This is a genomic window from Enterococcus sp. C76, assembly GCF_040886985.1.
In the GTDB taxonomy this organism is placed as follows: domain Bacteria; phylum Bacillota; class Bacilli; order Lactobacillales; family Enterococcaceae; genus Enterococcus_B; species Enterococcus_B lactis.
Genome location: NZ_JBFOEY010000002.1, coordinates 144,972 through 160,468, shown reverse-complemented (window position 1 = coordinate 160,468; position 15,497 = coordinate 144,972). Strand labels below are relative to the sequence as shown.

Annotated in this window: 15 protein-coding genes; 13 read left to right on the top strand and 2 right to left on the bottom strand. The window is 37.3% G+C overall.

Annotation, left to right across the window (positions count from 1 at the left end):
- Window positions 1-12 precede the first annotated feature (12 nt).
- The 3 genes from AB3I00_RS03235 to AB3I00_RS03225 are packed head-to-tail and all read left to right on the top strand — an operon-like array spanning window position 13 to window position 2,290.
- Complete coding sequence (locus tag AB3I00_RS03235) at window positions 13-294, top strand: PTS sugar transporter subunit IIB (RefSeq protein ID WP_002292323.1); 282 nt, start codon at window positions 13-15, stop codon at window positions 292-294.
- Between the two features lie 4 nt (window positions 295-298).
- A complete protein-coding gene (locus AB3I00_RS03230) occupies window positions 299-1,549 on the top strand; it encodes a PTS ascorbate transporter subunit IIC (protein WP_368024766.1) in 1,251 nt (416 codons plus the stop codon).
- Window positions 1,550-2,290, top strand: a complete 741-nt coding sequence (locus AB3I00_RS03225) for a sugar isomerase domain-containing protein (protein ID WP_368024765.1) — start codon at window positions 1,550-1,552, stop codon at window positions 2,288-2,290.
- 133 nt (window positions 2,291-2,423) lie between these two features.
- Here the strand turns inward: AB3I00_RS03225 and AB3I00_RS03220 are convergent, their stop codons facing one another.
- On the bottom strand, window positions 2,424-5,144 hold the full coding sequence (locus tag AB3I00_RS03220) for a YfhO family protein (protein ID WP_368024764.1): 2,721 nt from the start codon (window positions 5,142-5,144) through the stop codon (window positions 2,424-2,426).
- A gap of 194 nt (window positions 5,145-5,338) precedes the next feature.
- Between AB3I00_RS03220 and truA the strand changes: the two genes are divergently transcribed.
- The 10 genes from truA to AB3I00_RS03170 all read left to right on the top strand — a co-directional run bounded on the left by truA (window position 5,339) and on the right by AB3I00_RS03170 (window position 15,027).
- Window positions 5,339-6,082, top strand: a complete 744-nt coding sequence (truA, locus tag AB3I00_RS03215) for a tRNA pseudouridine(38-40) synthase TruA (RefSeq protein ID WP_368024763.1) — start codon at window positions 5,339-5,341, stop codon at window positions 6,080-6,082.
- A gap of 234 nt (window positions 6,083-6,316) precedes the next feature.
- Complete coding sequence (gene msrA / locus AB3I00_RS03210) at window positions 6,317-7,120, top strand: peptide-methionine (S)-S-oxide reductase MsrA (protein WP_002341056.1); 804 nt, start codon at window positions 6,317-6,319, stop codon at window positions 7,118-7,120.
- Window positions 7,121-7,226: 106 nt separating this feature from the next.
- The gene (locus AB3I00_RS03205; protein ID WP_002292489.1) at window positions 7,227-8,216 is read left to right on the top strand and encodes an aldo/keto reductase; all 990 of its coding nucleotides are present in this window, start codon (window positions 7,227-7,229) and stop codon (window positions 8,214-8,216) included.
- A gap of 277 nt (window positions 8,217-8,493) precedes the next feature.
- A complete protein-coding gene (locus tag AB3I00_RS03200; protein WP_002316012.1) occupies window positions 8,494-9,192 on the top strand; it encodes a FadR/GntR family transcriptional regulator in 699 nt (232 codons plus the stop codon).
- Between the two features lie 149 nt (window positions 9,193-9,341).
- Window positions 9,342-10,658 (top strand): PTS sugar transporter subunit IIC, encoded by a 1,317-nt coding sequence (locus AB3I00_RS03195; protein ID WP_002292491.1) that lies wholly within the window; start codon window positions 9,342-9,344, stop codon window positions 10,656-10,658.
- A 16-nt stretch (window positions 10,659-10,674) separates the two neighbouring features.
- Window positions 10,675-12,090: a glycoside hydrolase family 1 protein gene (locus AB3I00_RS03190; RefSeq protein ID WP_104764276.1), complete on the top strand. Its 1,416-nt coding sequence runs from the start codon at window positions 10,675-10,677 to the stop codon at window positions 12,088-12,090.
- Between the two features lie 312 nt (window positions 12,091-12,402).
- Complete coding sequence (locus AB3I00_RS03185; protein WP_002292494.1) at window positions 12,403-12,723, top strand: PTS sugar transporter subunit IIB; 321 nt, start codon at window positions 12,403-12,405, stop codon at window positions 12,721-12,723.
- 24 nt (window positions 12,724-12,747) lie between these two features.
- Complete coding sequence (locus AB3I00_RS03180; RefSeq protein WP_002292496.1) at window positions 12,748-13,065, top strand: PTS lactose/cellobiose transporter subunit IIA; 318 nt, start codon at window positions 12,748-12,750, stop codon at window positions 13,063-13,065.
- A 28-nt stretch (window positions 13,066-13,093) separates the two neighbouring features.
- Window positions 13,094-14,347, top strand: a complete 1,254-nt coding sequence (locus AB3I00_RS03175) for a PTS sugar transporter subunit IIC (protein ID WP_002316009.1) — start codon at window positions 13,094-13,096, stop codon at window positions 14,345-14,347.
- A 221-nt stretch (window positions 14,348-14,568) separates the two neighbouring features.
- A complete protein-coding gene (locus AB3I00_RS03170) occupies window positions 14,569-15,027 on the top strand; it encodes a GNAT family N-acetyltransferase (protein ID WP_002292498.1) in 459 nt (152 codons plus the stop codon).
- A gap of 137 nt (window positions 15,028-15,164) precedes the next feature.
- Here AB3I00_RS03170 and AB3I00_RS03165 read toward each other — a convergent pair whose 3' ends face one another.
- Window positions 15,165-15,479, bottom strand: a complete 315-nt coding sequence (locus tag AB3I00_RS03165; RefSeq protein ID WP_002292499.1) for a YrhK family protein — start codon at window positions 15,477-15,479, stop codon at window positions 15,165-15,167.
- Between the last annotated feature and the right edge of the window lie 18 nt (window positions 15,480-15,497).

The following is a 15,497-nucleotide window of genomic DNA, read 5'->3' as shown; positions in this document are numbered from 1 at the left end:
GGAGGAAGAAAAATGAAAATTTTAGCAGTATGTGGATTTGGTGTGGGGAGTTCTATGGTTTTGAAAATGTCTCTTGATAAAGTAATTAAGGAGCTTGGTTTAAAGGCGACAGTGGAAAATACAGATTTATCCACTGCCAAAGCAACGATGGCAGATGTTTATTTTACAAGTCATGAATTACTTCCAGAACTAAAAGCTTCTGTAAAAGCGCCTGTTTATCCTATTAAAAAGTATATGGATACTTCAGAAATAAAGGCGCAATTGGAACAATATCTAGCTGATAAGGGGGAATAAAAGAATGAATTTCATTAGTGAATACATCTTGAAGAATCCACCCGTCTTGTTAGGTTTGATTGCGATGCTCGGGCTGATCATCCAGCGAAAATCATTTTCAGAAACGGTTAAGGGAGCTTTGACCGCTGCATTTGGTATGGTTGCTTTGACCGCCGGAGTCAATATGCTGGTCGGAACGATTTCTCCAATCAATATAGCTGTCCAAACACAGTTGGGTGTAGAAGTGACAGAAGGACTATCTGATGTGACGTTTACTGCAGAATATGGCGGAACGGTCGGATTAGCTATGTTTTTAGGATTAGTTATCCATTTATTGATTGCTCGGTTTACACCTGTGAAGACGATTTTTTTAACAGGTCATATGCTTTGGTGGTTTCCTTTCGTATTTGTAGCAGCTGGTGTGGAAGCAGGACTGTCAGGGGGAGCATTGATTGGAATCAGCGGGATTTTATCGGCTTGTTATTGGTCTTTCATGCCGTGGATCATGCGCAAATATGTCTGGGATGCTACGGGAGATGATTCTTTCCTGATTGGTCATCCAACGGGTGTTTTGTCTTTAGTTTCAGGATTTGTAGCAAAACGAGTAGGAAATAAAGAAAAATCGACAGAAGACATCAAAGTACCTGAGAATCTTTCATTTTTCCGAGAAATCTCAATTACAGGTGCACTAGTCATGTTCTTGATGAATACCGTAGTTGGGATCATCGCACCTGTTTTGATACCAGAAGGGGATAATCTCCTGATGTTTTCGATTGAAGCAGGGTTGAATTTTGGTGCAGGACTACTCATTATGCTATATGGTGTCCGACTACTGATCAATCAAATCATTCCAGCGTTTCAAGGGATTGCAGAAAAAGTCGTACCGGGAGCGAAACCAGCATTTGATGTGCCTATTTTATTCAATTATCGACCAAATGCCGTGATTATCGGTTTTATCGTGGCAATGATCACTTCTACGATTTTAGTTGTTTTGGCGAATTCATTCCATCTATTCGGCGTGTTGCTTGTGCCATTAGTAATCACAAGTTTCTTTGAATGTGGTGGTGCAGCAGTCATCGGTGAAGGTCAGGGTGGCTTTCGTGGAGCGGTTGTCGGAACAATCGCAGCTTCATTTGTCATGGTCGTATTAGCGGGTTTTTCAGCTATTGTTTTTAGTACGACGATCCAAAGCTGGATATTGATTTTCGGCGGAAACGATTTGTCGTTATGGGGAATGATCGGTAGAGGATTTAGCGGTTTGTTTGGAGGGTTCTAGATGTTCAAATATATGGATAAAATCAAACAGTTATTAGATTTGGTTGAAAAGGAAGAAAAAAAGTCAATCAAAGAAGCAATCGATGTATTGACCCAAGCGAATCTGCAGAAACGTTCGGTCTATATTTTTGGTGCTAGTCATGCTGGTATCTTAGCGGAAGAGATGTATTATCGGGCAGGTGGGATGATGACCATCAATGCTATCTTTGGACGAGAAGTGATGCTAGATCGTTCCCCTATCACCTTTACCAGTCAAATGGAACGTTTAGAAGGATATGGAACGAATTTAGCAAAAACAGTTTCATTTAAAAATCAAGATGTATTGATCCTTCACTCAGTATCGGGAAGAAACCCAATCATTATTGATTTAGCGTTAGCTGCCAAAGCGAAGGGCGTAAAAATCATTAGTTTGACGAATGTCCAATATTCACGATCGGTGACTAGTCGTCATTCATCAGGGAAACGATTGTTTGAGGTTTCTGATATAGTTATCGATAACCATGGGGATATAGGAGATGCTTGCTGTGAGCTGACAGGTATCGTACAAAAAGCCGGTCCTTCCTCTACTGTAATCGGTGCAGCCATCCTCAATACGATCATCGTGGAAGTTTGCGAACAGCTTATTGCAAATGGGATAAAACATCCTCCTATATTTTATTCGGCGAATTTAGATGGGGGCGATCTGCGAAACACGGAATTATATGAGGAATATAAAGAAGTGATTCATTATGAATTCATGTAATTCATAATGGCAATTTATCTTTTAGAATATAAGTGAAATAAAAGGGCTGCGACAAAAGTATTGTCACAGTCCCTTATTTCGAACAAAGGGTGTTCCAGAAGTATCTTTCGGAAATAAACCCAAATTTCTTGAATTATTTAAAAGAAAATCGTTTTTTCAAGATAATAGTGAATAAGAAGATGATCCATCCAACGATAGTGAGTATCCAACCTGTCGTTAAACCAGGTGTATGATAGATCAGTTTGATTTGATGATTACCTGGATTGAGGAGTAATCCTGTATACATATAATTCGATTGGATAATTGGTATTTTCTTTCCGTTATCATAAGCAGTCCATCCTTTTTCATAAGGGATGGTTAATAAAAGCAATTTTTCTTTTTCCAGATTTAGTTCACCAGATACTTCATTTGCCGAAAAATGAACATCCTGAAGTGTGTTTTCCCTTAATTTAGCTATTTCCGTACTTAATTGACTATAGTCACGCGTATATAACTCAATAGAATCAAATGTATAGACTCCTTGATTTCTAAAGCTGACTTGAATAGTTTGATTAGGTTGCACTGCCCCTAAATTAAGTAAGGAATTTTTGATCCCTACGTACCATCCTTGATATTGATTTCGAAAATTAAATTCTTTTGACAGTTGTCCATAAGTTACTTTTAAATACGTGGCGGTCTCAGTTGGAAGAAATAATCCTGGTTGTGTATTAGGATAATTTATTCCCTTAAACCGTAGAAACAAATAATTGTTTGTCAAATCAGATGGAGCGTCTACAGAAAACGTAACAGTTGCATTGTTCTTAGAAACGATATACTGATTTCCTTTTATCTCTACTCCATCCGTTTGCTGTATATGATCGTTCAGTTTTTTGATTCCTTTATCGGTAATAGGGTTTTTCTTTAGACCAGAGATATCTTTATTTATAATAACGCTTTTTGTCATACTATCCATAATAGCTAATGAACTAGTTTGAGTATCATTTTGTTTGATATAGGAATCGTACGTATAGCCAAAAGGTAGGAAATTTGTATTCTGATAGATTTCTACATCTTGACCATTTTTATTGATTGTTTGTAAATAAGTATAACCAAAAGGAATATCTTGATTAGTGTCAGTTTTTAGTTTTGCGTAATATTTGCTATTTGCTAAAGTGCCTAATTCTGCACGACTATCTAGCCCATAATATTCATAGTCACTGTTGATATTGTTCTCAATAGACTTATTGAAGGAAAAAATATTTTTATTTGCTAAACTAAAATAAAAATTCGTACTATTTATTCCCCTTAACAAAGCATTGTTTTCTTCGGAACGAGGATTTCCAGTTTTAGACAATTCATACCGAGACCAGTCAGTATCTTTATTGATAATATCTGAGATAGCTGAACTTTTTGGTGCCCAATAATCATTTTCTACGATATTTTTATCAGTATAACTGTTAATAATAAGGGGATTGATTTTGATATTTGTTTGAAAGGCTCCATAAACTAGAGCATTCAAAAATACCAGTATACTCAACGCGATTTTTGTTTTTTTCGAATTAGCAAACAATAAAAAGATAGTTGAATAGAGCAACAGGAAGATCAAACCGATATAAGGCTGTACATTTCGCTTATAGTTTGCAAAAGTGAAAAGGATAAAGAAAAAGAAAACAATAGAAGAAATATGCACAAACCGTTTTCTTTTTGATAAATCAGTTGCGGATTCAACTAAAACAGGTAAGTATTTTGCTGTTAGAAAAGCCCAAAAGAATGCATAACCAAACATCCAACGATTCGTGCTATAAGAGAATCCGTTGAAAAGACTACCAAAAAATGGAAAGAATAAGAAAATAGTCAACAAGCTAATGGCTAAAAGATCAAGTCTTGCAAAATTATTTTTTTGCTTAGAACGATATAAAATAACAGATAATACAAAAATGATGATTGGGAAAAAGGCTGTGACAGTTGAGGCTTCTCCTCCGTAAACTGGTGAAATAAAGTTTTTCACAAAATTCAAATAAAATGATTTCGTGTAAAAAGGTAAGAGCGTTGAATGAATCTCCCCGCGTCCAGCATTGAAAAATTGATTAATTACGGGAATGAAAACAACGGAGCCCATCATTATTCCTAATACGTAACTACCAATAGATTTGAATAACAGAGAAAACAACACTTTATAGTCTTTTAAAGTATAAAGTTCAAAATATCTGTAAACAGCGTATAAAAAGATTAAGATAGAAAGCATATAAAAGAAATAAAAGTTGCTGATAACGGAAATGAAAATCATAAACGTAAAGAGTTTATATCCTCTTTTCTCGAAGATATACTCAAGCCCCAAACATAGCAATGGTAGATAAATCATCGGATTGATGAAGTAAGGGTGTTTCCAAGCAGAACTTAGTACGAAACCAGAGAATACATAAATGAATGTGGCGATAAAAGTTTGATAGTTGGCCATTTTCTTATGTCGAAGAAAGATCGATATAGAGATTCCGGAAAAGAAAATGCGTAACATGATTGCTAATGAAAAGGCAAATTCTGCATACTTTGGTTTAGCAAATACTGCTAACAGTGAAAAAGGATCACCAATGATATAGTAATGTAATGTTCCTAAAATATCTTGACCATAACCAATACTAAAATCATAAGTTGGGATAGAAAAATTATGATCAATCAAAATATTTTTGATTATTTCCCGAATGTATTCGCCAAAATAAACAAATGAAACAAAGTGTTGGGATTGACCATCCCATAGCTCAACAGGGGCTTTTCCAGCAATAGGCCACCACATATAAAGACTAACGATAACGACCCATAAGCAGATGCTTAAAATAGAATAGTAAGTGAAAGCATCTTTTTTTAACAGTTTTTTCAAAACAAGTTCCTCCGATAATAGATTAAAGAATATATATCAAGTATAGACAATGAGAATTAGGAAAACTAGCATTATTTTAAAATGAGTATCTGAAAATCAAGGAGACATCAATAGTTTGCAAGCTACGCTATTTAGATTATGCTATACTCATGAAGCAAATAAATTGTAACTGACCATAAAGGAGTTAAATAAATATGAGAAACATCAAGTTGACGATCGAATATGACGGAAAAAGATATTCAGGCTGGCAAAGACTTGGAGATGACGATAAAACCATCCAAGGGAAAATCGAAAAAGTGTTGCATCAGATGACAAATGAAAAGATAGAAATTATTGGATCAGGAAGAACAGACGCCGGCACGCATGCGCGAGGACAAGTGGCAAATTTCAAAACAAACACAGAAATTGGACTGGCAGAAATGATCGACTTTATGAATCGCTATCTTCCGCGAGATATTGTCATCAAAAGAATCGAAGAGATGCCTGAGCGCTTCCATGCAAGATATAATGCGGTGGGCAAAAAATACAGCTATTATGTTTGGAACAACGTGATTCCTTCAGCATTTGAACGAAATCACAGCTTTTATTTTCCTCAAGAGTTGGATATGGATAAGCTGAATGCAGCTTGCGAAAAATTGATGGGTACACATGATTTCATTGGTTTTTCTGCATTGAAAAAATCAAAAAAATCTACAGTACGCACGATTGATGAATTAGCTATCGAACGTAAGGGAGAAATGCTTCATTTTACCTTTGTCGGAGACGGATTTCTATATAAAATGGTGCGAATCCTCATGGGAACATTACTAGAAATCGGTACAGGTGCCATGCCGATAGAAACAATCGATGAAATATTCGAAAGCAAAGTGCGGCAACATGCAGGAGAAACCGTCCCTGCACAAGGTCTGTTTTTGGATGAAGTTTATTATCGTTCATAAAAAAAGAATCATCTTTACTCGACTTCTGAGAACTGGAGAACATCCCTTTTTTCAGAGGTCGGTTTTTAGTTAAACCAAACCATAGAGTATACTTTTTAAGATAAAGATCATCTTATATCATCTGAAGCCGCTTATCTTCTTTGAATAAATACGATTCAATCGCTTATTTCCTCACTTTATGATAAATTACAGCTAAAGTCACTAGCTTGTCTTCTTCGGAAAGGAGGAGAGTCTATGGATAAGGAACAAGTATTCATTCAAACACTTTATAATCTGATTTTAAATCCGAATACACGAGATTGGGAACGAAAAGTATTGATCCAGACAAAGAATGACATAAGAGAGAATACATCCGCTAAAGAACAGTTATCAAAACTAGAAGCAACACTACGTCCATTAGCTATCCGAATGAATCTGACGCCTGACGTAATGGACTTTTATTTATTGCTTACGGAAGGATTTGACACGCAGCAAAAATATGACTTTTCCAAGCATGCTATGCAAGATGCTGACTATCAAGAACGTGCAGTATTTGCAGGGGGATGTTTCTGGTGCATGGTCGAGCCGTTTGAATCGAAAAAAGGGATCCTATCCGTTTTGTCAGGATACACGGGCGGACATGTTGAAAAACCAAATTATGATCAAGTAAGTGGTGGTTACACAGGCCATGTGGAAGCTGTGGAGATCATTTATGATACGAGAGAGATAAGTTATAGCGATTTGTTGACAATCTATTGGCAAATAACTGATCCCACAGATGCCTTTGGACAATTTCAAGATAGAGGGAAGCAGTACCGTCCGGTGATTTTTTATCAAGACGAACGTCAGAAAAAATTAGCGGAGCAATCGAAACAGGAACTAGTCAGTTCAGGAACGTTCCACCAACCAATCGTCACAAAAATTGAACCAGCTGGTACGTTTTGGCCAGCAGAAAATTATCATCAGCAATTTTACAAAAAACAACCGAAACGCTATAAAAAAATTCAGCAAGCACGTAAACAATTTCTGATCTATCAACGAATAAAAAACAAATGGTAAAAAAATACAAGAAAAAATCATTTTGACTAACTCCTTTTCTTTAAAATGTAGTAAACTAAAAGCAGAATAAAAGAAAGCGTTTTAAAAATGGTAAGGAGGAGAAAATTTGTATATTGCAGATAGTGCACGTTATGAAAAAATGGAATATCGTAAATCCGGTCATTCAGGTTTGAAATTACCGATTTTATCTCTCGGATTATGGCAAAATTTTGGTGATTATGATCCTATCCATAACCAAAGAGAGATTTTAAGAGGCGCATTCGACATGGGAATTACCCATTTCGACCTTGCGAATAATTATGGAGGCCCTGCTGGAGCTGCAGAGAAAAACTTCGGGCGTATTTTTAGAGAAGATTTTCAAGCCTATCGTGATGAACTGATTATTTCTAGCAAAGCAGGTTATCATATGTGGGAAGGCCCATACGGAGAATGGGGCTCTCGTAAATCTATCATTTCAAGTTGTGATCAGAGTCTCCAAAGAATGGGACTAGATTATGTTGACATCTTCTATCATCATCGTCCAGACCCTGATACACCTTTGGAAGAAACAGCAGAAGCATTGATGCAACTTGTAAGACAAGGAAAAGCATTATATATTGGTATATCCAACTATAATGGAGAAGATACCAAAAAAATGACTGAAATTTTAAAAAGAAAAGAAGCACCGTTCATTATTCATCAGATGCGCTACAATATGTTTTCTCGTGAACTACTAGAAGACGACTTATCTCCAGTATTAGAAGAAGAAGGTCTAGGAGCAATCACGTTCAGCCCGCTTGCCCAAGGTTTGCTGACAAATCGTTATCTGCATGGGATTCCTGAAGATTCTAGAGCACATCGTAAGGAAATACCATTCCTTTCAGAAGAACAGGTTGGATCAACTCTGGAAAAAATCAAAGCACTGCAGACAATCGCCGTATCACGAGGGCAATCATTAGCGCAAATGGCCCTTGCATGGAATTTGCGACAAAAATCTGTTACGAGTGTACTGGTTGGAGCAAGTCGGTTAAGTCAGTTACAAGAAAGTGTTCGAATGATGGATAATTTAGATTTCTCACCAGAAGAAGAATTGAAGATCGACCAAATTCTAGAATAGAAACGATGTAATCAAACTTTTTATCCATCTATCAAAAAATGTCATCAAGAATCGAATGAAGCTCATCTATTATTGAACATCATACGTTTTGTCGTTCAAAATAAAAATGATCGAAGGCTAGGAGTGAATTTTATCCTAGTCTTTTTTTATGGTAAATAGCTTCGTTTGTATATCCATGAACGGATGAATCAATTTTTTATACAAAAAATCATCAGATGATTCAAACGTGTTATAATAATTACGAAAAAATACATCAGATGAAAAGGAGGTATGTGGTTTGGAAGAAAACAAAACCCTAGTAGAAGTAACCACGGACAAGATCCTTAGATATTTAAAGGAAAAGCAGTTGCAAGTAGGAGATAAATTGCCGAATGAATATGAGTTGTCCGATTATTTAGAGGTAGGACGCAGCACGGTGCGAGAAGCTGTCCGAGCGCTTGCTTCTAGGAATATTCTTGAAGTTCGGCAAGGAGCGGGGACGTTTGTCAGTGATAAGCGAGGGATTGCTAATGATCCACTCGGTTTTTCTTTGATTGAAGATCAGGACCGGATGATACGAGACTTGTTTGAGCTGAGATATTTACTGGAGCCAAAGATGGCAGGGTTAGCGGCGGAATATGCAACGAAAAATCAAATCAGCCGAATGAAAAGCTTAACGCAAAAGATTGAAACGTCTTTTCGAGAAGGTACACAAGATCATGTTCAATTAGACATCGATTTTCATACGACGATTGCAGAAGCTAGCGGAAACGTAGCGTTACTGCATATCATTCCGATCATTAATGAATCGATTGCTTTATTTAACAAAAATTATGATATCCAGCATTTGAAAATCGAGACGATCGATATCCACACAGAAATCGTTCAGGCTATCGAGAGGCGGAATGTACTTGCGGCATTTGATGCGATGACTGTCCATATGGCAACAAATCGGAGAGAATTACAGAAAATAATTGGGAAGAAAGAAACTAATTGACAGTTCATCTGATGTATTTTATGATAAATACATCAGATGAATTTTTGTTTTATATTTGGTAAAACGGACAAGCAAATAGTTTTTATTCACCGAAATGTAAGCGCTGACTAACAGGCAAAAAGAGATGACGGCAAGGAGAAGAAGCAGGAATGAGGGGATCTGGAATGAGTTTTATGGATAAATTAGCCAATGTTTTAGGGAACGTGGCAACGAGAATCAATAATTTAAGGTATATCATGGTGATAAAAAACGCATTTGCTGCATTGATTCCGGTAATTATTACGGGTGCTTTTGGCACGTTGTTTTCAGCAATGGTCTTTGATTCGGAAAATGGGTTAGCACAGATAAGTTTTTTGCGTTTTTTAGAAGAATTAAAACCTATCGCATCTGCCATCAGCTATGTCACACTAAGTTTCTTGACCATCTATGCTGTTTTTCTGATAGGGATCGAATTAGCAAAGCTGAATAAAGTGGATGGTGTATTCCCTGGTATTATCGCAGTGATGTCTTATTTATCTGTTAATCCAACTGTTTATGAATTAGTGAATGAAAATCAGACTGTTATAGTAGAAAACGTATTGGCTAAACAATATACAGATACGAAAGGGTTATTTTTGGGAATGTTGGTCTCCATCCTTTCCATTGAACTTTATTGCTGGTTGAGGAAACAGAAGAAACTACAGCTGAGAATGCCGGATACCGTGCCAACGAATGTTTCTGCCAGTTTTTCTGCGTTATTTCCCACGATTCTGACAGTATCAGGTATCGCGGCTGCGGGATTTATCATCAAAGAACTTACAGGGATGTACCTTTATGATATCATTTACAATGTCGTACAACGCCCATTAGAAGGTGTCGTTCAAGGGCTACCAGGTATTTTGTTATTGATGTTCATTGCGCAAGTCTTTTGGGTGATTGGTATCCATGGAAATCAAATGGTGAAGCCAATTCGAGAACCGTTGCTTTTAGCGGCAATTGCTGTAAATACGGAAGCTTTTGAAGCTGGAAAAGAAGTACCAAACATTATCACTATGCCATTTTGGGATATGTATATGAGTATGGGCGGGTCTGGGGTCACGATAGGTCTACTGATAGCAGTATTGCTAGTGGGAAAGCGAGAAGATATGAAACAAATCACCAAGTTATCTCTTGCTCCTGGGATCTTCAACATCAATGAACCAGTTATTTTTGGTATGCCGATCATGCTGAATCCTATTTTAGCTATCCCATTTATCTTAACGCCGCTTGTTACAGGAACGATCGGTTATTTTGCAACCGCTTTAGGATTTGCGGCAAAAGCAGTTGTAATGGTTCCTTGGCCGATGCCGCCGATCGTCAATGCTTATCTGGCTACAGCAGGAAATATCGGTGCAGTTATTACGCAACTTGTTTGTATTGTTGTTTCTATTTTGATCTATCTGCCATTCGTAAAAGTAGCAAATCGTGTGGAAAATGATGTGATCTAAAAAACAGGAGGAAATCATGAAAATTACTATTCCAGAAAATTTTATTCTTGGTGCAGCATCTTCTGCTTGGCAAACGGAAGGTTGGAAAGGAAAAAAAGAAGGACAGGATTCGTTTATAGATAGCTGGTATAAAAATGAACATTTTGTTTGGCATAATGGGTATGGTCCAGCCGTAGCAACTAATTTTATGGAGCAGTACCAACAGGATGTAGATTTGATGAAATCCATCCATCTGACACATTATCGGACTTCTATCAATTGGGCTCGTTTTTTCACTGATTACGAGAATTGTATAGTAGATGAAGAATATGCTCAGCATATAAGTGAAATGATCGACTCTTTGATCGAAGCAGACGTAGAACCGATGATTTGTTTAGAACACTACGAAGTCCCTGCTTTTCTTTTGGAAAAATATGATGGCTGGTCTTCAAGAAAAGTGGTTGATTTTTATGCTAAGTACGCAAAGATTGCTTTTGATCGTTACGGTGACAGGGTAAAAAACTGGTTTACATTCAACGAACCAATCGTTCCCCAAACGCGTTGCTATTTGGATGCTGTTCGCTGGCCGCATGAACAAAACACAAAAAAATGGATGATGTGGAATTATCACAAAGTATTAGCAACGGCTAAAGCTGTAGAAATTTACCATAGTGGCAATTATGGCGGAAGGATTGGCTGTATTTTAAATCCTGAGATGGTCTATGCTCGTTCCAGTTCTCCAGAAGACCAAAAAGCTGCTTATATGTATGATCTGTTTTATAATCGAGTATTTTTTGATCCGATGGTAAAAGGGTACTACACAGAAGAGTTCCTAGAGTTGTGTCGAAAACAATCGATTTATTTCGATCCTGCAACAGAGGATTTAGAAACGATCCAGCATCATACAGTAGATTTCCTTGGGATCAATCAATATTACCCTAAACGCGTTCGTGCTCCTCGTTACCAATGGAATGAAGAGACACCTTTCCATCCAGAACGATATTATGAAGTCTTTGATTTACCTGGAAAGAAAATGAACAATTCTAGAGGGTGGGAGATCTATCCAAAAATCATGTACGATATAGCCATGTATCTAAAAGAAAATTATCATAATATCCCTTGGCTGATAACAGAAAATGGTATGGGAAGAGAACATGAAGAACAGTACATGGATGAGAAAGGGATCGTGCAAGATGACTATCGTATCGAATTTATCGGACAGCATTTGCGTTATTTGATCAAAGCAGCAGAAGAAGGTGCAAATTGCGAAGGTTATATGCTATGGGCATTCACTGACTGTGTTTCACCAATGAATGCATTTAAGAATCGATATGGATTAGTTCGAATCGAATTGAACGATGAACGGAGCAGAATATTGAAAAAGTCTGCTTCCTGGTATCAGTCTCTGATTGATAAGAGAGAATTAAGCTTGCCTGATGAAGCCTATAAATAACTAGAAGTTTTTCGAAGATATTGATTGTATTTGCTGGTTATTTGGAATAAAGGAGGTTGTGAAAGTAGCATTTTGACCTCTTATTCAAAAAAGTTGTGACAAAAGACTTGTCACAACTTTTTTTGTGCACGTTAAAAGAAATAAATACAATAAAAAAGAATTTGTGTGTTTAGTGTGCGCTTTCTTTTTTAGTGTGTATGCAACTTGGTATAGACCATAAACGTGATATTATCAACTTTTTAAAGCGCTTTTAAAGTTGGCACACTACTTGCTTTATATACAAGTGTAAGAATAGAAAGGAACGTGTTTAAAATGGAAAAGAGAACAATCATGCTTGTATGTTCAGCGGGAATGAGTACAAGCCTCCTAGTCACAAAAATGCAAAAAGCAGCAGAAGCAAAAGGAATGGAAGCAGATATCTTTGCTGTCTCTGCCTCAGATGCAGATAATCAACTAGAATCTAAAAATGTAGACGTTTTACTTTTAGGTCCGCAAGTACGTTTTATGCAAAATCAATTTGCTGAAAAGCTAGCACCTAAAGGCATTCCTCTAGATGTGATCAATATGGCTGACTATGGCATGATGAATGGTGAAAAAGTACTCGACCAAGCAGAAAAACTAATAAACAAATAATAAAAATATCGGAGGAAACAAGAAATGGAAGATCAAAAAAATCTAGAAGCCATCATGGGTCTGATCATGTTTGGCGGAAATGCAAAAAGCGATGCAATGGAAGCGATTGCTGCTGCGAAAAAAGGAGATTTCACTTTAGCAGATGAAAAAATCAAAGATGCAGAGGAATCTTTAGTCCAAGCACATCACTCTCAAACAGAGATGCTGACGCAAGAAGCACAAGGAAACCACGTTGAAGTAACACTTTTGACGGTTCACAGTCAAGATCACCTGATGACATCTATTGCTTTTACAGATTTAGCAAAAGAAATCATTGATCTGTATCGTCGGTTGGATGCGTAATTCACAGTAAAGAAAAGAGGGAAGATTTATGGATAAATTTGTTGCATTTATGGAGAAACATTTTATACCTGTCGCATCAAAAATTGGTGCACAACGGCATTTAGTTGCGATTCGGGATTCATTTATGGTGAGTATGCCGTTAATGATTTTAGGAGCATTAGCAGTAATGATCAATAACTTACCGATTCCCGGATTCCAAGAATTGATGAATTCAATTTTTGGCGGTGAATCATGGAAAGGATTCGGGGCTGCAGCTTGGAACGGCACATTTGCCATTCTTTCTGTCTTGATTGCTTTCTTACTTGCGTATCATTTAGCTAACGGCTACCGAAAAGACGGTGTTTCCGCAGGTGTGATTTCTTTAGGCTCTTTCTTTGCTTTAGGCGGAGCATTAGGTATGAGCTCAAACGGTTTGTTTATTGCTATTATTGTTGGGATTATTTCAACAGAAATCTTTGTACGTTTAAGCGGAAATGAAAAATTGATCATCAAAATGCCTGATGGTGTGCCACCAGCAGTTGCGAAAGCATTTGCTTCATTACTGCCAGCAATGATCACTATCTCTGCCTTTGCTTTAGTTGCTGCAATTTTTGCTGCATTTGGGGTTGATGATATCGTAGGTTCGTTCTATACAGTGGTCCAAGAACCATTTATGGGACTTGCGAACTCTTATCCATCTGCATTATTGCTTGCATTTATCACACCATTCTTATGGTTCTTTGGTTTACACGGGGCGAATATGGTCGATCCTTTGATGCAAACGATCAATGCGCCGGCAATCGAAGCAAATGTCAATGCGATCGCAGCTGGACATAGCGCACCATTTATCGTGAACAAACCTTTCTTCGACAGCTTTGTCAATTTAGGAGGAACAGGTGCAACATTAGGTTTACTGTTAGCTATTTATTTAGTAGGACGTAAAAACAAACCGTATATGGTTGTAACAAACTTGTCGATTGCGCCAGGTGTTTTCAATATCAATGAACCAACGATGTTTGGTTTACCGATCGTATTGAATCCAATCATGTTCATTCCATTTATTTTGACACCAATGGTCTTAGTTAGTGTTGCGTACTTTGCGACTTCTACAGGTTTAGTGCCAGCAGCTACTGTTATGCCACCATGGGTAACACCACCAGTTATTGGCGGTGTATTGGCAACGAAGAGTATTGCAGGTGGTGTACTGGCCGCTGTCAATCTGATCCTTTCTATTTTGATCTATCTGCCGTTCGTCAAGGTAGCTACGATCCAAGAAAGAAGAAAAGAAGCTTTGGATGCTTAATGAAAAAAGAAAGCAGAACCGGTTATCTGGTTCTGTTTTTTTATGGAAACAAGTAATTTAAAACTTAGGATCGAATAATGAATGAGAAAATCGAGGTATATTTGTCTTGAAATTTGTGTATAAATAAAAAATCCCATTCATTCAAAAAAATCGAGCGATTGAAAAGCTATTTGAAATACAAGGTGCTATAATAGACCAAATATGAATGGGAGAGAGTACAAATGGAGAGAAGAACAGTCATAAAATTGCGGGATCGACCGACGTTGATAAAAGAAACAGCCGAATGGTTTGCTTCAAAATGGCATCTGCCAGTTGCTGTTTATGAAGAAAGTATCCAAGCAAGCACGAGAAAAAACACATCGGTTCCGCAATGGTATGTGGTATTGAATGAATGGGGAGAGATTATTGCAGGTGCAGGTGTTGTTGACAATGATTTTCATGATCGGGTAGATTTGACTCCGAATGTCTGTGCGCTGTTTGTTGAAAAAGACTACCGAAACCAACGGATTGCCAAAATGATTTTAGAAACGATCAAGCAAGACTTTGCAGAAATGGGCGTAAAGGTGCTTTACCTTGTGACGGATCATACGGATTTTTATGAAAAATACAATTGGCAGTTTATCGGGATGGCTCAGGATAATGAAGGAATTCCTGTGCGAGTGTACCAAATGACGCTGTAAGAGTAGATACATGAAACAGCATAGACGTGAGTATATAGAGAAGGAAACCGAAAAATTGTTCTATACTTAGAAATTTTTTCGAATCGCAGTATGCGAAATATGCACAACACAAGAATAACAAAAAAGCATGAAGAAGGCTAAACTGCCTTCCCATGCTTTTTCCTTGTTCTTTTCTCGTCGTAAATGAAAATGTTCCTAACGATTCTGAGAATAGGACGAATCGTCAAGAAAACAGCACCAGCCAAATAAAAATAGGTGCCATATCGATCGGGGATTTTAGTTAAGGAAGCAAGGCTTCCAAAAATATAGAAAATCCCGGTTAATAAGTCGACAGCTAGTGAGATCAATGTGTAACGGTTTTGGAAATAGAAGCGGAAGCGACGTCCTCGTATTTCGATATCTTCTTCTTTTCCTATTTCGATCTCATGGGTATTTCGTTTGATTTTGGGCATAAAGAAAATCACCTGTAT

What these genes read in the sequence shown, in the direction of transcription:
- AB3I00_RS03235 (WP_002292323.1), top strand. Translation starts at nt 13, where the DNA reads ATGAAAATTTTAGCAGTATGTGGATTTGGTGTGGGGAGTTCTATGGTT.
- AB3I00_RS03230 (WP_368024766.1), top strand. Translation starts at nt 299, where the DNA reads ATGAATTTCATTAGTGAATACATCTTGAAGAATCCACCCGTCTTGTTA.
- AB3I00_RS03225 (WP_368024765.1), top strand. Translation starts at nt 1,550, where the DNA reads ATGTTCAAATATATGGATAAAATCAAACAGTTATTAGATTTGGTTGAA.
- truA (WP_368024763.1), top strand. Translation starts at nt 5,339, where the DNA reads ATGAGAAACATCAAGTTGACGATCGAATATGACGGAAAAAGATATTCA.
- msrA (WP_002341056.1), top strand. Translation starts at nt 6,317, where the DNA reads ATGGATAAGGAACAAGTATTCATTCAAACACTTTATAATCTGATTTTA.
- AB3I00_RS03195 (WP_002292491.1), top strand. Translation starts at nt 9,342, where the DNA reads ATGAGGGGATCTGGAATGAGTTTTATGGATAAATTAGCCAATGTTTTA.
- AB3I00_RS03190 (WP_104764276.1), top strand. Translation starts at nt 10,675, where the DNA reads ATGAAAATTACTATTCCAGAAAATTTTATTCTTGGTGCAGCATCTTCT.
- AB3I00_RS03185 (WP_002292494.1), top strand. Translation starts at nt 12,403, where the DNA reads ATGGAAAAGAGAACAATCATGCTTGTATGTTCAGCGGGAATGAGTACA.
- AB3I00_RS03180 (WP_002292496.1), top strand. Translation starts at nt 12,748, where the DNA reads ATGGAAGATCAAAAAAATCTAGAAGCCATCATGGGTCTGATCATGTTT.
- AB3I00_RS03175 (WP_002316009.1), top strand. Translation starts at nt 13,094, where the DNA reads ATGGATAAATTTGTTGCATTTATGGAGAAACATTTTATACCTGTCGCA.
- AB3I00_RS03170 (WP_002292498.1), top strand. Translation starts at nt 14,569, where the DNA reads ATGGAGAGAAGAACAGTCATAAAATTGCGGGATCGACCGACGTTGATA.
- AB3I00_RS03165 (WP_002292499.1), bottom strand. Translation starts at nt 15,479, where the DNA reads ATGCCCAAAATCAAACGAAATACCCATGAGATCGAAATAGGAAAAGAA.